This is a genomic window from Rhizobium sp. BG4, from assembly GCF_016864575.1.
Classification (GTDB): Bacteria; Pseudomonadota; Alphaproteobacteria; order Rhizobiales; family Rhizobiaceae; genus Rhizobium.
On the sequence record NZ_CP044126.1, the window covers coordinates 1,206,090 to 1,226,061 of the forward strand.

The 19,972-nt window shown below is 62.8% G+C and carries 21 protein-coding genes; 6 read left to right on the plus strand and 15 right to left on the minus strand.

Annotated features, from left to right (window positions below; genetic code table 11):
• Positions 1–2 precede the first annotated feature (2 nt).
• The gene (locus F2982_RS25705; protein WP_203430365.1) at positions 3–1,535 is read right to left on the minus strand and encodes an ABC-F family ATP-binding cassette domain-containing protein; all 1,533 of its coding nucleotides are present in this window, start codon (positions 1,533–1,535) and stop codon (positions 3–5) included.
• Between the two features lie 405 nt (positions 1,536–1,940).
• Here F2982_RS25705 and F2982_RS25710 point away from each other — a divergent pair, with 405 nt between their 5' ends.
• A complete protein-coding gene (locus F2982_RS25710) occupies positions 1,941–2,243 on the plus strand; it encodes an alkylphosphonate utilization protein (protein WP_112714957.1) in 303 nt (100 codons plus the stop codon).
• A gap of 148 nt (positions 2,244–2,391) precedes the next feature.
• On the opposite strand, the gene F2982_RS25715 is transcribed toward F2982_RS25710, so the two are convergent.
• Both F2982_RS25715 and F2982_RS25720 read right to left on the minus strand, forming a co-directional pair.
• On the minus strand, positions 2,392–2,562 hold the full coding sequence (locus F2982_RS25715) for a hypothetical protein (RefSeq protein WP_203430366.1): 171 nt from the start codon (positions 2,560–2,562) through the stop codon (positions 2,392–2,394).
• Between the two features lie 141 nt (positions 2,563–2,703).
• Positions 2,704–4,260 carry a helicase HerA-like C-terminal domain-containing protein gene (locus tag F2982_RS25720; RefSeq protein ID WP_203430367.1) on the minus strand — a complete coding sequence of 519 codons (1,557 nt, stop codon included), beginning with the start codon at positions 4,258–4,260 and terminating at the stop codon, positions 2,704–2,706.
• 223 nt (positions 4,261–4,483) lie between these two features.
• On the opposite strand from F2982_RS25720, the gene F2982_RS25725 reads away from it, so the two are divergent.
• Complete coding sequence (locus tag F2982_RS25725; protein WP_203430368.1) at positions 4,484–4,882, plus strand: hypothetical protein; 399 nt, start codon at positions 4,484–4,486, stop codon at positions 4,880–4,882.
• 313 nt (positions 4,883–5,195) lie between these two features.
• Complete coding sequence (locus tag F2982_RS25730) at positions 5,196–5,492, plus strand: hypothetical protein (RefSeq protein WP_199625772.1); 297 nt, start codon at positions 5,196–5,198, stop codon at positions 5,490–5,492.
• Positions 5,493–5,560: 68 nt separating this feature from the next.
• On the opposite strand, the gene F2982_RS25735 is transcribed toward F2982_RS25730, so the two are convergent.
• Positions 5,561–5,968, minus strand: a complete 408-nt coding sequence (locus F2982_RS25735) for a hypothetical protein (protein WP_246777597.1) — start codon at positions 5,966–5,968, stop codon at positions 5,561–5,563.
• A 123-nt stretch (positions 5,969–6,091) separates the two neighbouring features.
• Complete coding sequence (locus F2982_RS25740; protein WP_203430370.1) at positions 6,092–8,047, minus strand: rhomboid family intramembrane serine protease; 1,956 nt, start codon at positions 8,045–8,047, stop codon at positions 6,092–6,094.
• Between the two features lie 207 nt (positions 8,048–8,254).
• On the opposite strand from F2982_RS25740, the gene F2982_RS25745 reads away from it, so the two are divergent.
• A complete protein-coding gene (locus F2982_RS25745) occupies positions 8,255–8,815 on the plus strand; it encodes a PH domain-containing protein (RefSeq protein ID WP_203430371.1) in 561 nt (186 codons plus the stop codon).
• Positions 8,816–8,871: 56 nt separating this feature from the next.
• Here F2982_RS25745 and F2982_RS25750 read toward each other — a convergent pair whose 3' ends face one another.
• Positions 8,872–10,287 (minus strand): aldehyde dehydrogenase family protein, encoded by a 1,416-nt coding sequence (locus tag F2982_RS25750; protein WP_203430372.1) that lies wholly within the window; start codon positions 10,285–10,287, stop codon positions 8,872–8,874.
• A gap of 96 nt (positions 10,288–10,383) precedes the next feature.
• Here F2982_RS25750 and F2982_RS25755 point away from each other — a divergent pair, with 96 nt between their 5' ends.
• The gene (locus F2982_RS25755; RefSeq protein ID WP_246777598.1) at positions 10,384–11,280 is read left to right on the plus strand and encodes a LysR family transcriptional regulator; all 897 of its coding nucleotides are present in this window, start codon (positions 10,384–10,386) and stop codon (positions 11,278–11,280) included.
• Positions 11,281–11,313: 33 nt separating this feature from the next.
• Here the strand turns inward: F2982_RS25755 and F2982_RS25760 are convergent, their stop codons facing one another.
• From F2982_RS25760 to F2982_RS25785, 6 genes are all read right to left on the minus strand, one after another.
• Complete coding sequence (locus tag F2982_RS25760) at positions 11,314–12,477, minus strand: acyltransferase family protein (protein WP_203430373.1); 1,164 nt, start codon at positions 12,475–12,477, stop codon at positions 11,314–11,316.
• Between the two features lie 132 nt (positions 12,478–12,609).
• On the minus strand, positions 12,610–13,587 hold the full coding sequence (locus F2982_RS25765; protein WP_203430374.1) for a DUF4886 domain-containing protein: 978 nt from the start codon (positions 13,585–13,587) through the stop codon (positions 12,610–12,612).
• A 22-nt stretch (positions 13,588–13,609) separates the two neighbouring features.
• Positions 13,610–14,809 (minus strand): hypothetical protein, encoded by a 1,200-nt coding sequence (locus F2982_RS25770; protein WP_203430375.1) that lies wholly within the window; start codon positions 14,807–14,809, stop codon positions 13,610–13,612.
• A gap of 118 nt (positions 14,810–14,927) precedes the next feature.
• Entirely contained in the window at positions 14,928–15,491 is a 564-nt protein-coding gene (locus tag F2982_RS25775) for a putative glycolipid-binding domain-containing protein (protein WP_199625780.1), read from the minus strand.
• A 175-nt stretch (positions 15,492–15,666) separates the two neighbouring features.
• On the minus strand, positions 15,667–17,163 hold the full coding sequence (gene zwf, locus F2982_RS25780; protein WP_203430376.1) for a glucose-6-phosphate dehydrogenase: 1,497 nt from the start codon (positions 17,161–17,163) through the stop codon (positions 15,667–15,669).
• A gap of 96 nt (positions 17,164–17,259) precedes the next feature.
• The gene (locus F2982_RS25785) at positions 17,260–17,901 is read right to left on the minus strand and encodes an HD domain-containing protein (RefSeq protein ID WP_203430377.1); all 642 of its coding nucleotides are present in this window, start codon (positions 17,899–17,901) and stop codon (positions 17,260–17,262) included.
• A 176-nt stretch (positions 17,902–18,077) separates the two neighbouring features.
• Between F2982_RS25785 and F2982_RS25790 the strand changes: the two genes are divergently transcribed.
• Entirely contained in the window at positions 18,078–18,551 is a 474-nt protein-coding gene (locus F2982_RS25790; RefSeq protein ID WP_203430378.1) for a VOC family protein, read from the plus strand.
• A 6-nt stretch (positions 18,552–18,557) separates the two neighbouring features.
• On the opposite strand, the gene F2982_RS25795 is transcribed toward F2982_RS25790, so the two are convergent.
• The 3 genes from F2982_RS25795 to tam are packed head-to-tail and all read right to left on the minus strand — an operon-like array spanning position 18,558 to position 19,954.
• On the minus strand, positions 18,558–18,845 hold the full coding sequence (locus F2982_RS25795) for a type II toxin-antitoxin system RelE/ParE family toxin (protein WP_203430379.1): 288 nt from the start codon (positions 18,843–18,845) through the stop codon (positions 18,558–18,560).
• Positions 18,842–19,123, minus strand: a complete 282-nt coding sequence (locus tag F2982_RS25800; RefSeq protein ID WP_203430380.1) for a hypothetical protein — start codon at positions 19,121–19,123, stop codon at positions 18,842–18,844. Before F2982_RS25800 ends, F2982_RS25795 begins: the two co-directional genes overlap by 4 nt.
• Positions 19,124–19,183: 60 nt before the next feature.
• A complete protein-coding gene (gene tam, locus F2982_RS25805; RefSeq protein WP_203430381.1) occupies positions 19,184–19,954 on the minus strand; it encodes a trans-aconitate 2-methyltransferase in 771 nt (256 codons plus the stop codon).
• Between the last annotated feature and the right edge of the window lie 18 nt (positions 19,955–19,972).

Below are 19,972 nucleotides of genomic sequence, written 5' to 3' on the forward strand. Positions count from 1 at the left end.
GCTTAGTCCGCTCCCGCAGCCGCCGCCGCGGCAAAGAACCCTTCGGGGCTCTCCACCTCCACCAGCCGTTTGCGCTCGATCTGCCAGAAGCGGTTGCCGGTGGCGCGCACGAAGCTGCGGTCGTGGGAGACGAGCAGGCAGCTTGCCTGATGCGCCATCAGCTCGCCCTCCAGCGCTTCCTGTCCGTCGATGTCGAGATGGTTGGTCGGCTCGTCCAGCAGGTAGAAGTTCGGCTCCGTCAGCCGCAGAACCAGCATGCCGAGGCGCGCCTTCTGCCCGCCGGAAAGGCGCTTGAGCGGCTTCGCCTGCATGTCGATCGTCATGCCCGCACCGGCGAGCAAGGCGCGCGCGCGCTGGTCGCCGACATCGAAGCGGCGGATGATCGTCTCCATCGGCGTGTCGGCATCCCTGAGATCGGCCAGCGCCTGATCGGCATAGCCGAGCACCAGCGACGGCGTCGCCTTGATGCCGTCCTGCGCGGCCTCGGGGTTGCCGATCGCCTTCCGCAGCATGGCGATGAAGCGCGACTTGCCGGCTCCGTTCTCCCCAAGCAGCACGATCCGGTCGCCCTGGCAGATGAACTGCTTGCCGGTCTTGAACAGCACGGTTCCATCCGGTGTGCGCACCTCGGCATCCTCGAGAGTAACGAGCACCTTGGCATGCGTGCCGCGATTGCCGAGCTTGATGGCGCCTGCCGAGCGTTCCAGATGCGCCGGTTTTGCCGCGTCCTCCAGCTTCTCCGCCCGCTGCTTCAGCTGCTTGGTCTTGACCACCAGCAGGTCGCTACCGGAATTGACGCCGATATTGTGAAGCTTGGCCGCCTGCCTGCGCAGCTGATCGGCCGCCTTCATGTCGCGCTCGTAGCGCTTGGCATCGGCGGCATCCGTCTCGTCGAGTGCTGCGCGTGCCTGCGAATAGGGCAGCGCAAAGAGCTGCGAATTCTCGGGCCGCAGGAACAGGGTCCGGTTGCTGACGGCATCGAGAAAGGCGCGGTCGTGGCTGGCAATCACCACCGCGGTGTCGCGCGGCAGGGCATTGAGCCAGGTCTCGAGCATGGCGATCTTGCCGAGATCGAGATGGTTGGTCGGCTCGTCCAGCATCAGCACATCGGGCTCGGTCACCGCGACGCGCGCCAGCATCGCCAGCCGCTGCCAGCCGCCGCTCAGCGCCGAAAGCGCGCGAATGCGGAATTCCTCCGGCACCTCCAGCCCTTCAAGCACGACATCGACGCGCCAGCTTTCGCTTTCGGCCTGTTCCGGCGGCAGGGCATCGAGCACCGCCTCGTAGAAGGAGAGGGGAAGGAGCGGGCCGGGCACATTCTGCTCGACATAGCCGATGGTCGCCCCGCGGGCGCGAGTGATCTCGCCCTCGGTTGCCTCCAGCGCGCCGGCCATGCAGCGAAACAGGGTCGATTTCCCCCGCCCGTTGGCGGCCACGAGCCCGATCCGGTCGCCGGCATTTACGGCGAAGTTGAGCCTGGAAAACAGCGGCGACGACAGGGTGATGCCGAGATTGCGGATATTGATGAGGGTCATGTCAGAAACTCTCTGGTCGGTCCGCGCGCCGGATTCATCGAGGGCATCAGGCCATCATCGATGAATGCGTCAGCGGCGGTGGATAGATGATAGCAGCCGCAAACCACACGGGGGTTCAGGCGCTGCATGCCACAAGGGGCAGACCAGGAAGAGGTGTCTCGAGAAACGGTCTCTGGTCAGCCCTGCAAACGCATCTGCAGGGCGTTGACGGGGCCACGCTGCCGGTAATACCGGAAATAGAAATTCTGCACGTGACCCTCCTTTCTCTTTGAGCGCACGCCAATGAAATAGCATCGCGCCGCCCGCTTCGCAACTGTACGCTGCGGGCACACCGGTCTTGCCGCCGCCCTCCCGCTCCTGTAAGCGCCGGTCTCATACTGACATTCATTGCAAGGAGAGCGGCCGATGGCAGCCGGTGACGACGATTACGTTTACGACGAAGCAACAGGCGAATGGCGCCCGGCATCCGAACTGGCAGCCGCCGCCGCTGCCGCCGCAGAAGTCCGCGACGCCTCTGGCAACGTGCTTCAGGACGGCGATTCCGTGACGCTGATCAAGGACCTGAAGGTCAAGGGTGCCGGCCAGACGCTGAAGCAGGGCACGGTGATCCGCTCGATCCGGCTGACGGATAATCCTGAGGAAATCGACTGCCGCCATGATGCGATCAAGGGGCTGGTGCTGCGGACGGAGTTTGTTCGGAAGCGGTGATTAGGGCTTCACTACCCTTTTGCGTCGAGTCTTTCTGATGTGGCCAGCCTCCAATGTAGGTTGGGCTGGTCTCATTTTGCCAAGAGGGGTGTGCCCGCTAGCATTGATGCGCCGAGGACGTCGCATTTCGGTAATCGTAAGAACGGCACTAACTTCCGATGCCCAATCTTTTACGTTCTGCGGATGCATGACTTTCTGCCCCGATTTTTGATCGAAAGATTTTGACGATTGGCTTCTGTCCACCATCATAGCTTGTTACCGTCCAAGTGTCCGCCCCGACAGTAGCAACAATCACACTATATTTCACGACGTCGTCCACGACAGCCTCCTTTGAGCTAATATTGCAGTAGCGAGAGGCGCTATTTCGAGGAGAGCGACCGTCGCTCTACCGAACGGTCGCCTCTAATTTCTACGATGAACGCACGAGCCGGAAATTAGAGGACTAAACCGCCCGAAAATCCTACCGCTTCAAACTCCCCAAAATCCCGCGCACCAGCGCCCGGCCGACCTGCGTCGCCACCGTCCGCGCCACACTCTTCATCGCCGCTTCCACCACCGTCTCGCGCTGGTAGCCCGACGAACGTCCGCGACCCTGACTGCTCTGCTTGTCGTCGTCACCCCCGCCGAAGCCCGGCAGGCTCCAGCCGGAAGTCGTCCCGGCTTCCGTCGGCTGAGCCTCCTGCGCCTGCTTGGCGGCCTCGGAATCGGCCGCTTTCTTGGCGCGGGCCGCGAGGATTTCGAAGGCGGATTCGCGGTCGACGTCTTCGTCATAGACGCCGAGGACAGGGCTGTGGTCCATCACCTGCTGGCGCTCTGCATCGGTGAGCGGGCCGACGCGGCCGGACGGCGGGCGGATCAGCGTGCGCTCGACGATCGACGGCGCGCCCTTGGCCTCCAGCGTCGAGACCAGCGCCTCGCCGGTGCCAAGCGTGGTGATCACGGTGGCGCAATCGAAGGCCGGGTTGGGGCGGAACGTGTCGGCGGCGGTCTTCACCGCCTTCTGCTCGCGCGGCGAATAGGCGCGCAGGGCGTGCTGCACGCGGTTGCCGAGCTGGGCGAGCACCGTCTCCGGCACATCGAGCGGGTTCTGCGTGACGAAATAGACGCCGACGCCCTTCGAGCGGATCAGGCGCACCACCTGCTCGACACGCTCGGTCAGAACCTTCGGCGCGTCGTTGAACAGCAGATGCGCCTCATCGAAAAAGAAGACAAGCTTCGGCTTGTCGGGGTCGCCGACTTCAGGGAGTTCTTCGAAGAGTTCGGAGAGCAGCCACAGCAGGAAGGTGGCGTAAAGCCTGGGGTTCATCATCAGCTTGTCGGCGGCGAGCACCGAAATCTGCCCGTAGCCGCTATTATCGGTGCGCATGATGTCGGAGATCTTCAGCGCCGGTTCGCCGAAGAAATGCTCGGCACCCTGCTGTTCGAGCACCAGCATGGCGCGCTGGATCGAGCCGACCGAGGCCTTGGAGATCAGGCCGAACTGGTTGGAAAGCTCGGTGGCGTTCTCGGCCATGTAGTTCAGCAGCGAGGAGAAATCCTTGAGGTCGAGCAGCGGCAGGCCGGCTTTGTCGGCGATCTTGAAGGCGATGTTGATGACGCCTTCCTGCGGCTCGGAGGCATCCATCAGCCGCGCCAGAAGCAGCGGCCCCATCTCGGCGATGGTGGTGCGGACGCGATGGCCCTTCTCGCCGAAGAGATCCCAAAAGATGACCGGAAACTGGTCGAACTCGTAATCGGTAAAGCCGATCTGTTCGGCGCGCTTGGTCAGGAAATCCTTGGCCTCGCCCTTGGCAGCGATGCCCGAAAGGTCGCCCTTGATGTCGCCGCAGAAGACGGGCACGCCGGCCTTCGAAAAGCCTTCGGCCAGCACCTGCAGCGTTACCGTCTTGCCGGTGCCGGTCGCACCGGTGACGAGGCCGTGCCGATTGCCGAATTTCAGGTCCAGATATTCCGGCTTGTTGATGCTATCATCAGGATTGCGGCTGGCGCCGATGAAAATCTTGCCGTCTTCAAGCATTGCGAAATCTCCCGTGGGCCAAGGCCGCCGCTACAGCTGGAATGCGAAGATCAGCCGCATTCATTTTCCTATCTTGTACCTGTTATAAGCAGGGAGTGTGATGGCAGCAACTGTTTGCATTAAAAGCAATTCTGGACGATACGCGGTCCTGCCGAAGGCCGCTTGAGTTGCGGAACAAGTTCGATTAACGTTGACGTTAACGTCAAATAACAGGAGGCTGACGATGAATGAAGTTGTGACCCAGATTGCCGACCGTGTAGGCATTGCGCCCGACCTCGCCGAAAAGGCGCTCGGCATGATGCTCGGTTTCCTGCAGCGCGAAGCCGATGACGGTCCAGTGGCCAAGATGATCGAAGCGATTCCCGGCGGCGCCGATCTCGTCGCCCAGTTCAACGGCGAGGGCGCCGGTGGTGGCGGCGGCCTGCTCGGCGGCCTGATGAGCGCGCTCGGCGGCGGCGGCGGAATCATGGGCCTCGGACAGCAGCTGATGAGCGAAGGCCTCGGCATGAGCGAGATCACCGCGCTCGCCAAGGAAACCATCGCCGTCGCCAAGCAATATGCCGGCGACGAGATCGTCGACCAGGTGGTGGCCTCGGTGCCGGGTCTCAGCCAGTTCGTCTGAGCTAGATTGCTTTCTTAAGATGAAAGCCTCGCGCATCGCGCGGGGCTTCGGCCCACCGCATCCCCAAGGGAGAAGGTGAAATCAGGCGGGTGCCGCAGCGTCCCTTCTCCCCACGGGGAGAAGGTGCCCGAAGGGCGGATGAGGGGGCTCCGGCCTCAGCGCCCACCGTCCCAAAACCCACCACCACGAACCGCCGCTTAACCCCCCGTTTCCAATCGCCCAAATTTGATCGAACCGGCCTTCCGCCGCCGCGGAACAAAACGCCCATTTCCACTGTTTCCGTCGCGATGATCACACCGGAAGGATAACGATCATGCGTAAGCTCATTTCAGTGACATCCATAGTGCTTCTCATTGCAGCTCCGGCCTTCGCTCAGTCGAGCATGGGCGTCGATACCAACGGCCGTTTCGACGGCAGCCCGCCTCCCGGCACATCGCCGGAATATGACGCCCAGCAGAGCGGTCTTGAAATCCCGCTCGACCCGATCGAAACCGGCACGATCACCATCGTCCGGCCGTCGAGCTGGACGGCGCCGTGCGAGCGCGAGAACACCCGCACCAGCCGCCACGACGGCACCGTCAACGCGGCCTGCCCGGACCGCGCCAACTAGGGCTGGTGGTCAATCTAGAGCCCAAGCGGCCGCCCGCGGTGTTGCGGGCGGGCAGGGGTGATGTATGCTTACCGTTGAGGCCGCTTGAGTTGCTTCAGGCGCACATAGGGGTTCTGGGGATCGTATGATGCGATCGGAACGCCCTTGCCCGCTCTGACCAATCCTGGAGCAAGATGCCCTTCAGGGCCGAACAGATAGTCGGTGCCGGCACAGAGATGCGCGAGTGCTCCGAAATTGAAATACTTGAAGCTGTCGTCGGCCAGAAATGCTGCGTCGTCATAGGCCTTGCCTTTTATTCCGGCATAGCCCGTCGACTTCTTGTAGGCTCGCATCGCTTTGCTGTTGAGCGCGGCGCCGCGGCATTGCGTACCGGCGACATTGGCGAGCTGGACGACGCGCAGCGTCTGCGCATCGCTGCTGCCAAGCGGCTTCATCGACTGGGCAACGAAGTAATTCGTCGCCGGATCGTTGGTCATTGTCTTTTGCCAGTAGGAAGGAAATTTGGCGGCGTCGCAGGTTCCATGGGATAATGCCGTCAAGATGATAGCCAGAATGCCGACTTCGATTTTCATTTCATCCTCTCCCAGGTTGCGACGGTGTCAGGGCTTTATTCCAGCCATCAGCTGCAACTCGCCCCTGGCGCCATCAAACTCCATGTATGTCTTCGGGCACCAGGCCAGCGCCTTGGCAAAATGATCTCTGGCCACGTCGCGCTTGCCGTGAAGGAGATACCACTCGCCCACGTAGAACGTCGCCTCGCATCTTTGGTTGTCGTTTCCGGCTGCTGCGATGGTGGCCTCTTCGCTTGCCTCGCCGAGCAGCAATTTCGAGACCGGCTTCGGCCAGATGTCGGGTGCGGCCGCGAATGCATTTCGCAGATTGCTGCTCGCCTGTGGATCTGCGCCGCGAACCTGAGCGAGGTATCGCCAGAGAAGGTAATAGGGCGCCGGCTCTCCGCCCTTCTCCGATTTCTCCATGAATATCGAGGCCGCCTCCGTGTAGCGGCCGGCAAAGAAATTCAGGAAGGGATCTGCGACAATATCCTGCCTGGCAACGAGAATGGGGAAGAGCGCCAGCAACAGGACCAGACAGTAGGCGCCGCCGAGCAAAGAGGCGACCCGAGGAAACCGCGGGATATTTGCCTCCAGAGGCCAGATCCTGAGCAGGGCAAACATCGCGATTGCGCCGGCAATCGCGCCGCCGGTATGGCTGGCGTAGTCGATCTGGTTTCCGTCTCTGGCCGCATGGATGAGCGGCAGGAGCGAAGGGATGAGAACTCGGGCGGCCGAAATCTGCAATCCGCTTCGCGTCGCGCCTGCGGGAAATCGGAAGCTGGCGACAATCAGGGCGCTGAACAGACCGACAATGCCGCCGGACGCGCCGATTCCGACGAGGTTCGGCGGGTTGAAGAGAATGGAGGCCACGGAGCCGCCCAGCGCGCTGACCAGGAACAGCGCTGTAAACCAGCGGCGCCCGACGAGCGGCTCAAGTCGGCGCCCCGCCAGCCACAGGCCGACCAGATTGAACAGGATGTGGAGAAAGTCGGCATGCAGGAACGGGGCGGTAAACAGGCGCCAATAGTTGTGATCGATGAAGATGCTGTCGTGCATCGTGCCGCCGAAGACGAACAGCGTTCGTATCGATGGCGCCCCGTGGTCTCCCGCATCGACGCCGAACACCACCTCGCAGGTGTAGATGGCGCTCAGCAACACCATCAGAAGGTAGGTGATCAGCGGGCGATCGCGCTCCAGTCTTCCGGACATCGCCTGTTCCGCCGCCGCCTGCGCCTGCTCGACCGGCGACAGTGGACGGGTCACCTGCGCCCTTGCGAGATAGGCATTGGCTTCGCGCACGATGACATCCGGCTCTGCCCGCATATGTGCGATCATGACGGTGGCCTTGTTGCGTGACCTGCCGAGGCACCGCTGCATCAGCCCTTTCAGGCCAGCGAGCCGGAGGGTCTTTGCGACGTCGCGGTCGAGCTCGAAAATGAGATTGTCAGCGTGTCTTGAGCGGTGCCTCACGGCATCACGCACGGCCGTCCAGGGAACCCGGTCTTCAGAAAATTCGGCGAGCCTGAAGCCCTCGGCATCCATCGTCAGAGCAGGTTCACGCTGCAGCAATCGTCTCGTCCAGACCACGACGGCCAGCGCGAAAAACCCGGCGCAGGCATAGGCGAGGTAGGCGAATGCAGCCGCTTCGCTATGGGATCGGAATCCTGCCAGGCCGAGGCCGACGGCGAGGGCAAGGCCAATGAGAAGCGGCTTGGCAACTTTGCCGCGATTATAGAAATAGTGCTGAGGCTCACGCCGTTCATCCGCCAGGGGTGCGTCTGTCAGCCAACCTTCGTTTCCTGGAATCCGGGTCTCTGCGGCCTCGGCCAAGGTCGCCCTATCCGTGCCAAATGCGGTCGCAATCGAGCGCCAGTCACTGTCGGGCCCCGTGCGCACCTTTGTCCCCGGCGTCAGTTGACCGCTTTCGAGCAGGATACGAATTTCGGTTTCTGAGACCGGGCCGACTTCCCCGTTGAGATGCTTGTAGAACCAGGCTGTCAATTCAGTCCCCGTCGTTTGGTCCAACCGTCTCGCGCGATCGATTCGCTGATCGGTTGCCGCGGGCAGCATATGCATGGTTGTTTATACAACGCTAACGGTCATTTTATACTCCTGAAATTTCGGGAGGACCAACCGGTGACCGCGGCGCTCGGTCGCGATTGTGGGCCGATGCCGTTATGCTATTGTCCGGTTGCGGAGGGCGCGAACATGTCTCAGCAGATGGATGCCAGAAATATCGTGCTCTCCGAATTGCAGCCGGGCGAGGTCCTGCGATGGAGCGGCCAGCCGACTGCGTTGGCGATGCTCTTGAGCAATGCCATGAACATCGGTTTCGGCATTGTTTTTGCGATCGTTGGGGGTACCCCGCTAGGCCCGTTCCTGCTGGACGGCAGCCGGCCCGATAGTATTCCTCTGGCCCTTTTCTCCTCTCTTTTCGTTTTCGTCGGGCTTGGAATAGCCAGCAAGGCGATCATGGAAGCCATCGCTGCGCCGTGGACGGGCTATGCCATTACAGATCGGCGCGTTCTCATCGTGTCCAAGCTTTTCCGGAAGCGCGTCCTGACTTTTGGACCAAACGCAATCAACGCCATCGAGTTTCGCGAAAATCTTCTCGGATGGGGCAACGTCGTCTTCCGCCAGGAGTTTCAGGACACATCCGATGGCAAGACCATGCTGAGACTGGCTTTTGTTGGCATTGAAGACACAGTCACTGCGATGCGCGAGCTTCAGAGCCTGAGAGATCGGACAAGCCCGACTGCAAGAGCGTGAGGTGCCCGAACAGCAACGGCACTCGTATCGCCATCGCCGCACGGGTGCCCTAACCATCAAGCCAAGATCGCTCGCGGCTCCAGAAACGCCTCCAGCCCGAAGACCCCGAACTCGCGCCCGATACCCGACTGCTTGAAGCCGCCGAAAGGCGCCAGCGGCTCGTGCGGCGCGCCGTTGATGACGACGCGGCCGGATTCCATCTGTTCGGCGACGCGTTTGGCGCGGGCCGGATCGCTGGAATGGACATAGGCCTGCAGGCCGTAGCTCGTGTCGTTGGCGATCCGGATGGCGTCTTCCTCGTCCCTGTAGGGAATGACCGAGAGAACCGGCCCGAAGATTTCCTCGCGGGCGATCCGCATGCCGTTATGGACATTGGCGAAGATCGTCGGGCGTACGAACCAGCCGCGCTCCAGCCCCTCCGGCCTGCCGGGACCGCCGATCAGCAGTTCGGCGCCTTCCTCCTCGCCGAGGCGGATATAGGATTGCACGCGGTCATATTGCTTCTGGCTCACCATCGGCCCGACCTTGACCTCCGGATCACTGGGATCACCTGTCTTGATCGCTTCGGCCCCGGCCTTCAGTCGCGGCAGGATTTCGGCCATCCGGCTTTCCGGCGCCAGAATGCGCGTGCCGGCGATGCAGGCCTGGCCGCTATTGGCGAGCCCCATCATCAGCACGGTCGGGATCGCACTGTCGAGATCGGCATCGTCGAGAATGATGTTCGGCCCCTTGCCGCCGAGCTCCAGCGTCACCCGCTTCAGCGTCTCGGCGCCGGATCGCAGGATCTGCTTGCCGACCGCGGTGGAGCCAGTGAAGCTCACCTTGGCGATGTCGGGATGCGCGCTGAACTCGGCGCCGACGACATCGCCGCGGCCGTTGACGATGTTGAACACGCCCTTCGGCAGTCCCGCCTCGTGCAGGCATTCGGTGATCAGCTGCGTCTGGATGGCGCTCATCTCGCTCGGCTTGATGACCACGGTGCAGCCGGCGGCGAGTGCCGTGGCGAGCTTGGCGCAGATGAAGCCGTAATTGCTGTTCCACGGGGTGATCGCCGCGACGACGCCGAGCGGCTGCATGGTCACCTCAGCGCGGCCGATCACGCGGGTGAAATCATAGGTTTCCAGCACCTCGGCCATCTTCAGGAAGGCGGAAGCGGCATAGGGAACGGAGAAGCCGGTGAAATATTGCGGCGCTCCATATTCTTCGGCCATCGCCGCCGTCATCTCCCCGGCACGGGCCGAAACGGCTGCCGCCAGCCGCTGCAGCATGTCGATCCGCTCCGCCTTGCTGGTGCGCGAAAAGGCCGGGAAGGCCCGCTTGGCGGCGGCAATCGCCGCTTGCGCGTCTTCGCGGTCGCCAAGCCGGACGGTGCCGATCTTCTCCTCGGTCGAGGGGTTGAAGAGCTCGGCGATCTCCTCGCCATGCGGCGTCACGAAGGCGCCGTCGATATAGATCTCGGTAATGTTGCGCATCGCTTTTCTCCTGTCTGCGATACGCCCTATCTGGCATCGGCCGATTGCTCTGATAAGCTGTCGAATGAAGGACAAGCTGATAAGGAAATCCGGACAATGATGCGCGGCACCCTGGCGGAGCTGGAAGCGGTGGTGACGGTGGCGGCAAAGGGCGGCTTCCGCGCCGCCGCCCGCGAGCTCGGGATATCCTCTTCGGCGCTCAGCCAGCAGATCGCCGCGCTCGAGGCCCGGCTCGGCGTGCGCCTGTTCAATCGCACGACCCGCAGCGTCACGCTCTCATCGGCGGGTGAGCAGTTCGTCGCCGAGATCACCCCGGCGCTGACAGCCATCCGCAATGCCATCGATCTCACCGACGAGCACCGCTCGGAACCCTCGGGCATGCTGCGCATCAACACGTCCGTCGGCGCCGCACGCATGGTGCTGGCGCCGCTGGCGCTGGAATATCTGCGGCGCTATCCCCGCATGCAGCTGGAGATCGTCACCGAGGGCGCGCTGGTCGATATAAACGCCCAGGGCTTCGACGCCGGCATCCGCATTCTCGAAGCCGTACCTCCTGATATGATCTCGGTGCCGATCAACCGCCTGATCCGCCCGGCGATCGTCGGCTCGCCCGCCTATTTCAGCACCCGCCCGCAGCCGAAGACGCCTGCCGACCTCGAAACCCATCGCTGCATCCGCGCCCGCATGGCCAGCGGCACCATCTACCGCTGGGAATTCGAAAGGCGCGGCGACGCCTTCACGATGGATGTGCCCGGCAATCTCATTCTCGACGAAAGCGACCTCATCCTGCGCGCCGCCCGCGAAGGCGCAGGGCTCGCCTATCTCAGCGAATGGCAGCTCGTCGAAGATTTGGCCGCCGGCCGCCTGATCCGCGTGCTCGAGGACTGGACGGCGCCCTATCCCGGCTTGTGCCTCTACTATCCCGGCAGGCGGCATATTCCGGCGAAGCTGAGGGCGTTTGTCGAGGTGGTGAAGGAGATGCGGTGGGATTGAAGGGCAACGGCGGGGCGAGCGCCATGGCCTCACCTAGTCTAGCGCCGCGCCCGGCGGCGATAGCTTGGTGGGCACTCTTACCAGGGCGACCAACTTCGAGATCACAACGGGAAGATATCTCATTGCCAGCTTCTGCGCCTCGCCGATCACGCCACAGCCGATCGCGGTGATCAGCATCACGGGGATGAAAGAGCTGATATTCAGCATACCCAACTTCGCGATGTAATAGGCAACGACGATGATGATCGTCTGGTGGACCACATAATAGGTCATCATCGACCTGTTCAGGAAGGTGATCACCGGGTTGGAGCGGTTGGCGATCCTGGCCGCAAATCCCAGCAGCGCCAGTATGGCGCACCATTGGAAGATCGATCTGACGATCCGCATCGGGATGACGAGGCTATCCGGCCGACAGTCCTGCGGAACAGCGATAACGACCGTGGCGATGATGAGGAACGACAGGATGGCAAGGCCGCCGCTCACCCATCGTTGCCGGTCGACCTCACGCCAGAACGACGGCTCGTTCATTAGCAGCGAGCCCGCCAGAAACATCGAGAAATAGACGATATGCGCGTAGAAGTCGGTGTTGAGGACCAGCGTCTCGCCGAAGATCGGGTAGAGCCAGACCCTGAGGACGGAAAGGAAGATGATCGGGATCAGCAGCAGCTTCCTGCCCCGGAGCAGGTTTGCAAAGGCGGCCGGTAGGTTCGGCAAAAATCGCTGGACGCATGGCCATAGCAGCGACCACAGGAACATGTAGATCCAGAGATAGGCCAGGAACCACAGATGTTCGAACCTCAGCCCGGACACGATGTACGCTTTCCAGAATTCCCAGTAAGACAGGTCGGGAAAGGGATTGTGCTGCGATAAATAGAATTGCGGGGGGACGATCAGCAAGACGCCCAGCACAAACGGCAGTAGCAATTGCCGCGTGCGCGCCGTGCGAACCTCGCTGATCGACCTGTTGCGCAGCAGCGACTGCGTGACGAGGCCCGAGATGAAGAAAAGCAGACTCATCCGCCACGGATGGGAACCCGCCGCAATGAGATCGATGAGGCGGCTACCGTCACTTGCGTTGAGCAGCCATGTTCGCGTGCCGTATGCGAGGCTCGTATGATAGATAATAAGTGTACCGAAGCATAAAACGCGCAACGCATCGAGATCGTGGCGCCGCCCGCTCAATTTGATGTCCGTCATGATGTTTTGCCCCAACCAAGGCAATACAATCATAAGATTATTTAACGGACGTTAATTTTTCTTCTGAGGTTGCATTAGCTGTTCGTGAGCGGCCGTCTTTATTGCCGCCGGAAACCCGCATAGAGCCGGTGTTCAGCCCGGCCCGGACGTCCCATCTCCTCTACCAAGATCGGCAGATGGAGGAGTAGCGATTGCCTTATCCTTGAAATACCGGGAAACGACCGATCGCAGCATTCTGGCATCTTCAGGTGAAATTTCACGCGGCTTGAAGGTGACATCCGTCACCTCACGCTTCGAGAAATAGCCGTAGAACATCAGCGCCGAGAGATAGCTGCCATAGATCGACGGATGGTTGCAGTCGTCATAGAGGGTGAAGGATTGCGGACGGCTCTGCAGGTCTTCCCAGACAAGGCCGACATTGACGAGATCGACCCCGGTCAATGCGGCCAGGCGCGCATGCTGCTCCTGGATGTTGCGGTGCATGTTGGCATAGCCCGAAGGCGATACGCCGGCTGCCGATTTCGGCATGCCTTGATTGTCCTTGCACTGATCGGTGTAGCGCCAGGTGACGAACATCGCGGGCGTGGACCCTTTCGCCTGCGCTTCGCGGATCAGATCGGCGGCGACCTCCCATGTCCGGCCGGCGCGCTCGGCGCTGTACTGGTCGCTGCTCAGGACCTGCAGGACCACATGGTCCCAGCGCTGCGCCAGCAAAGCCTGCGTATTCGGGTCGTCCATATGCGTTTCCAGGCTGACGCCCGGCTCAGCGTCCATGACGACCTGCAGCATGTTGGGATAGCCGGCGGAGTCGGCGATCGAGCGCACCATGCCGGGCATGTTGTGATAGAACGTCCGGCTGTTGCCGATAAACAGCGCGGTCTCGCGCGGCCTCTTGTCGAAGAAGTCCACCGTATCGCGCACATAGCCGTTGAACGGCGGCAAATACAGGAGCGATCCGATCAAAATCGCTGACAGAACACCTGCCCGGGCGAATTTAAACAACTGCGGCCTCACACAATCGTGGCAATCCCGCACGAGGTAACCATCGATATGTAAAGGATAAGTTGAATAAACGAGGCGGTTTTTAGTGCTGGGGGTGATGTTGCGCAATCGTATCGCTGATACCAGAAATCTATCGCCCCGGCCGCTTTCCCGCCAGCCCCGCTATCCCGGCCCCGAGCAAAAGCGTCCCTGCCGCCGCGAAAAACACCAGCATCGGTGGCCCCGCATCAGCCCACAAGCCGCCCAGCGCCATTCCTGCCGCCCCACCAGCCGTCAGCATTGCATTGAGCAGCGCCTGGCCCTCCGATGTCCGTCCGGGCGGCAGTATCTGATCGATCATTTGCTGCATGACGAGCAGGCCAGAGGAGATGAAGAGCCCGGCAAGTGTCAGAATGGGCAGCAACAGAAGCGGCGGGAGTGCCAGCCATAGGCCAAGTCCGGCGGCGGCGAGTCCAAGGCCGAAGCCGCCGAGTGATGCGGCAAGCAGGCGATAGGCGGAAAAGCGCCATTCCCTTGCGCCGAAGAACAGGCCGCCGCCAATGCTGCCGATGGCGACGGCGGCAAACATCAGGCCGAGCATCAGGGCGTGGGTGGAGATCGCCTGCGCCGCGGACGTCAGCGCGACGTCCATCTGGCCGAAGCCGACCGCCATGGTGGCTGCAATGATTGCGACAAGCAGGATGCCCGGCTGCAGAATGATGGCACCGGGAGCGTCGCCCGCCGGCTGGCCGTCCGTCTCGCCGCTGACGCGTCCCGCCGGAGAGGCAGCATAACCCACGCCACCGGCCGCAAGCAGGATGCAGGTGGCGATCACAGGAAGCGTCGGGCCGCCGCCATAGAGGCCGCCGACCACCAGTGGTCCAAGGACGAACAGCGTTTCAACCGCTACCGCGTCGAGTGCATAGGCTGGCGCCAACAGGCCGGAACCGTCAGGGACCAGACGCCGCCAGGCGACGCGCATCGCCGGGGTGACCGGCGGAAAGAACAGGCCGACGCCGAGCGATAGTCCCGCGATGGCGGGCAGGCTCCAGTGCTGCGCGGTGCCGATCAGCGCGAGGGCGAGGAAGGCGGCCGAGGTGAGCGAGGTTCCCGCTATGACGCGCCGGTGGGAGCCTCTATCAAGAGCCCGTCCCCAGAAGGGCACGGACAAGGCGCTGCCGAGCGCAAAGGCGCCAGAGACGAGGCCGCCATGCGCGTAGGAGCCCGTCGCTGCCTCGACGAGGATCAGCAGGCTGAGCGGCACCATGGCGATCGGCAGCCGCGCGACGAAGGCGGCGATATAGGACCAGCGGGCTGCGGGCATGGCGAGAATGGCAAGATAGGCTTTCACGATGCAGGCCGTCCTGTCTGGCCAACGTCACTCGTCATCCCGATCACAAATCCATCCCCGAATCGGCGCGTTGCCGCCTATAGAAGCGGGGCTGGAACGAAATGGCAACATCTGGCCATCAGGCGGGAGGAGCCACCCTTTCAAACAAATGCTCATAAAACACCACCAGCCCCCGCTCATCCACCCTGAGATCCGCCTCGAAGCCAATCGATAACCCGAGATCGACGTAGCGCACGCGCCCCGGCCCCTGCCGGTCGTAGCGCTGTTTCGAGCGGGTGACGGTCATGGCCGGGCCGTCGATGAAGGCGGTGTCGAGGGGGAGGGTGCTGCCTGGTGTTTCCGGCGTGCGGCGGATCGGGAAGGTGTTGCAGAAGGGGGTAACGGAGAGGTCGGGTTCGTCTGCGCCGTCGAGATCGGGGCGGGGCAGGCCGTCGACTTCCCAGCCGCCGGGCACGCGCTCCAGCGTCAGCTTCCTGTGGTCGCGGCCGTTCCAGCGCTCGACGGTGACCGATTGCGCGCTCCAGCCGCCGTCGAGCCGCCAATGGTGGTCGAGGCGGAAACCGCCGTCTTCGAGACAGAGAACGGTCGACGATGCTGTCACGCTCTCGGCGCCGACGCTGAGCGTCAGGCGCTCGAACCCTTCGATATCGGTGCGGCGCCAGAACAGAACTGAAGTCTGCATGCGAATGCCTCCCTTTTTGGCGCGCGTACGCGCATTGCGGAGGCGGGCAAAGGGGGCGTCAGCCGGGCTCCGGGTCTTTTTGGTTTTGGACCGATCGGCATTCAGCCATGCTGGATGACGGTCGACTGGTCCTGAGGGAACCTAGCATTTCTGCCGCGTGGGTTGAACCGTGCGGTTACGTCTTCTTGGCGATCGCGCCGATATCGTGCCAGTGGCGGTTGTCGCGCTCGATGAGCTCGTCGGCGCAGGCCGGGCCCATCGTGCCCGGCGCATAGGCTTCCGGCTCGCCCTCCTTGGCCCAGAGATCGAGGAAGGGCTGGACGGCGGCCCAGCCGGCCTCGATGCCGTCAGCGCGCTGGAACAGCGTCTGGTCGCCAATCATCAGGTCGTAGATCAGCGACTCGTAGCCGGTCATCTTGCCGATATCGAACTTGTCGGCGTAGCGGAAGTCGAGCGACACCGGCACGGTATCGACCGAGAGGCCGGGCGACTTGATGGAGATTTCCATGCTCATACCTTCATCCGGCTGTACCTGGATGATCAGCCGGTTCGGTGGCAGGCGGCGGTTGACCTCGGTCTCGCGGAACTGCGCGAAGGGCACCGGCTGGAAGGTGACGACGATCTCGGTATCGCGCGCCGTCATCGCCTTGCCGGTGCGGAGATAGAAGGGCACGCCCGCCCAGCGCCAGGTATCGGCATAGAGCTTCAGCGCCACGAAGGTCTCGGTCTTGCTGCCGGGCGCTACTTGCGGCGTGTCGTGATAGGCGGTGATATCGGCGCCGTTGAGCTTGCCCGCGGTATAGACGCCGCGCACGCCATGGGTCTTCGCCTCCTCCGGCGTATAGACGCGCAGCGCCTTCAAAACCTTGCTTTTCTCGTTGCGGATCGCCTCGGCGTCAAAGCTGTTCGGCGGCTCCATGGCGATCATCGCCAGGAGCTGGAAGAGGTGGTTCGGCACCATGTCGCGCAGCGCGCCGGTCGCGTCGTAGAAGGCGCCGCGCGAGCCGACATCGACGATCTCGGCGGCGGTGATCTGCACGTTGTCGATATAGCGGTTGTTCCACAGCGCCTCGATCATCATGTTGGCAAAGCGCGCCGTCATCAGGTTCTGCACCGTTTCCTTGCCGAGGAAATGGTCGAGCCGGTAAACTTGGCTTTCCGCAACCTTGGAGAGGATCTGCGCGTTCAGCGCCTTAGCAGAGGCGAGATCGGTGCCGAAAGGCTTTTCGATAGCGATGCGGCGGAAGCAGTTCTCACTCTCGCCGGTCAGCTTGTTGGCCGCCAGACGCTCGACGATCTCGCCGAAGAAGCGCGGCGGCACGGCGAGATAGAAGGCGGCGTTGCCATTCAGCCGCTTGCCGATCTCGCCATAGATTTCGTCCCTGGTGAAATCGCCGGCGAGATAGGAGATGCGCTTGCGCAGCCTCAGCCACGCCTCGTCCTTGGAGAGCGGCTGGTCGCCGCCGAGGCTCGCGAGAAAGTCGTCGAGCTTGCCCCGCAGCATCTCGTCATCGCCCTGGTCGATGCCGATGCCGAGAATGTGCAAGTCGTCGCCGACAAGGCCGCTGCGCGTCAGGTTGATGATCGCCGGAATGAGCAGGCGCCGCGTCAGGTCGCCCGTGGCGCCGAAGATGACAAGCGTTGCGGGCGGGGTGGGCACGGCATCGGTCATGGCGTCTCGCTCCTTGGCTGGTCAGGCGAATATAAGCGGCGGCGCGGCGCGGGCAAGCGGGCGGCGTGACGCAGACGCCGCCACCCGCGGATCGGCTCAGGCCTCCTGCGGTGCTGGCGCCAGAATGCCCTGCTCGACGGCGAGCGCGATCAGCCGGGCGCTGAGATCACCAAGCGTATCGGAGGCCATGCCGATCGGCTGCATGCGGCGCTCGACGCTTTTGGCCGTGATCCCGCCCGCGCTCCAGGTGCCGCCTTCGGTGAAGAAATTGTGCAGCAGCGGCTGCAGCCGGTCCATGGCATTGGCGAAGCGGGATTCGGCCGAAGCCTTCGCCTCGAACTCATCCCAGAGTGACCGGACTTCCTTCGCCTGATCTTCCGGCAGCAGCGCGAAGATCCGCTCGGCGGCCTTCAGTTCGCGTTCAGCCTGGCTGGCGGCAAGCACGGTGTCATAGGCGAAGGTGTCGCCGGCATCGATCTCGACGATGTCGTGGATCAGCAGCATCTTCAGAACGCGGACGAGCTCGACCTTCTCGCGCGAATGCTCCGAAAGCACCATCGCCATCAGCGCCAGCTGCCAGGTGTGCTCGGCATCGTTTTCGACCCGCGAGCGATCGAGAAGCAGCGTTCGGCGCAGCACCGTCTTCAGTTTCTCGACTTCGAGGATGAAGGCAATCTGCTGGCTGAGGCGGCGATTGCCGAGAAAGCTTTCCAGATGATCGGCGGTGGGGCTGGGCATGTCGAACTCCTTGGGATGCAGGCGGGATGCTGCGGGCGGGCGAGGCCACCGGCCTATCACCGAAGCCATGCGAGCGCCATATCGCCATCGCCGCCTGAAGCCGCATCCGGACTGGAGAAATTCGAGGCGGCCCTTATGTCTCCAGGCAATGGCAAGCGAATGGGAGAAAACGCATCATGGCCAAGAACACCGTCTGCCTGTGGTATAACGGAGATGCCGAGGAGGCTGCCGGCTTCTACGCGGCGACCTTTCCCGACAGCGCCGTGACCGCTGTGGTCCGGGCGCCGGGCAATTATCCGGATGGCAAGGAGGGCGATGTCCTGGTCGTCGAGTTCACTGTCGCCGGCATCGACTGTATCGGCCTCAACGGCGGCCCGGCCTTCAAGCACAGCGAGGCCTTCTCCTTCCAGATTGCCACCGAGAACCAGGAAGAAACCGACCGTTACTGGAACGCCATCGTCGGCAATGGCGGCAAGGAAAGCGATTGCGGCTGGTGCAAGGATAAGTGGGGCCTGTCATGGCAGATCACGCCGCGGGCGCTGAGCGAAGCGCTGAAGGCAAACCCCGCGGAAGCCAAGCGCGCCTTCGATGCGATGATGACGATGCAGAAGATCGACATCGCCAAGATCGAGGCGGCACGGCGGGGGTAGGGTGCCTTATTCTTCCACCTCGGGCGGCCACTGCCGGGAGGTGTGGACAAGCGCGAGGATCCAGACGGCGTTCTGCGCGATTTCATAGACGATGCGGTAGCTGCGATGCGGAATAAGCTCCCGCGTACCCTCGATGAGGCCGGGCCTCCCGGAACGTGGGAAGTCCGTCAGGCGCGCAATTGCTTCGGCAAACCGTTCGTCGATCGAGATGGCGGCGTCGATATTTTCGGCGGCCAGGTGCTGGAAGATCGTCAGGCGGTCGAGCTCGGCCTGCGGCGTCCAGAGGATTCTCATCGCGCGGCTTTTTGAATTGCCTTGCGCATGTCGCTGAACAGCGCCTCCACCTCGGAGGATGGCCGGCCCTCGCCGGCGGCTACGGATTTCCGTGCACGATCGACCTTTTTCTGCAGGAAATCTGCATAGCTGGCGGCGTCACCCTGCTGGTCCACGAACTCCTGCACCAACTCGGCGATCAGCTCCTCCGGCTCGCGCTGGGCGGATTTCGCGGCGTTCAGAAATGCGTCGGAGAGGTCAGTATCGAGTTCGAATTGAAATGCGCTGCGCTTTGCCATCGAAGTCTCCTGGCGGCCGGTTTCGAGTATAGCTCACACCAGCCGCCGGGCAAGCGCGCCCTAAGCCTTCACCGCCACCATGAAAATCCGCGGGAAGCGCAGCAGCACGCGGCCATCGGCCATTTTCGGATGGGCCTTTTCGATACGCGCGAGGTAATCGGCGAGGAAGGCCTCGCGATGCTCTTCGCCCGCCTGCGCGAGATAGGGCATCAGGCCGGTTCCTTTCAGCCATTCGACGATCGCAGCCGCATCGGCCATCGGATGATTGTAGATCGTGTGCCAGATATCGACGCGGGCTGCCTTGGTGGAGAGGCGGCTGTAATAGGTCGACGCCGGCGGCAGCGGGGTGCGGCGGACGCTCTTCTTTTCGAAATTGGCCTTCCACGGCCCGGCGTGGGCGGTCTCTTCCATCGCAAGATGCGTCGGCTCGGCGAGATTATCGGGCATCTGAACCGCGAGAACGCCGCCCGGCGCCAGGCCATCCAACAGGCGCTCGAAGATGTCGAGGTGATGGGGCAGCCACTGGAAGACGGCGTTGGCAAACAGCAGGTCGGGCTGGCCGGAGGGCTGCCAGGCCGAGAGATCGGCCTTGTCGAAGCGCGTCTGCGGCAGGCGCTTGCGGGCGGCTTCCAGCATGTTGTCGTCGCTGTCGAGGCCGGAAACATTCTCGACGCCGTAGCGGTCGATGATCAGCTCCGTCGAATTGCCGGGTCCGCAGCCGAGGTCGATGGCGTTCCTGACGGATGCCAGCGGCACCTGCGCCAGAAGATCGCGCGCCGGGCGCGTCCGCTCATCCTCGAATTTGACGTATTGGCTGGCAGACCATGCCATGGGGAACCTCCTGCTTGG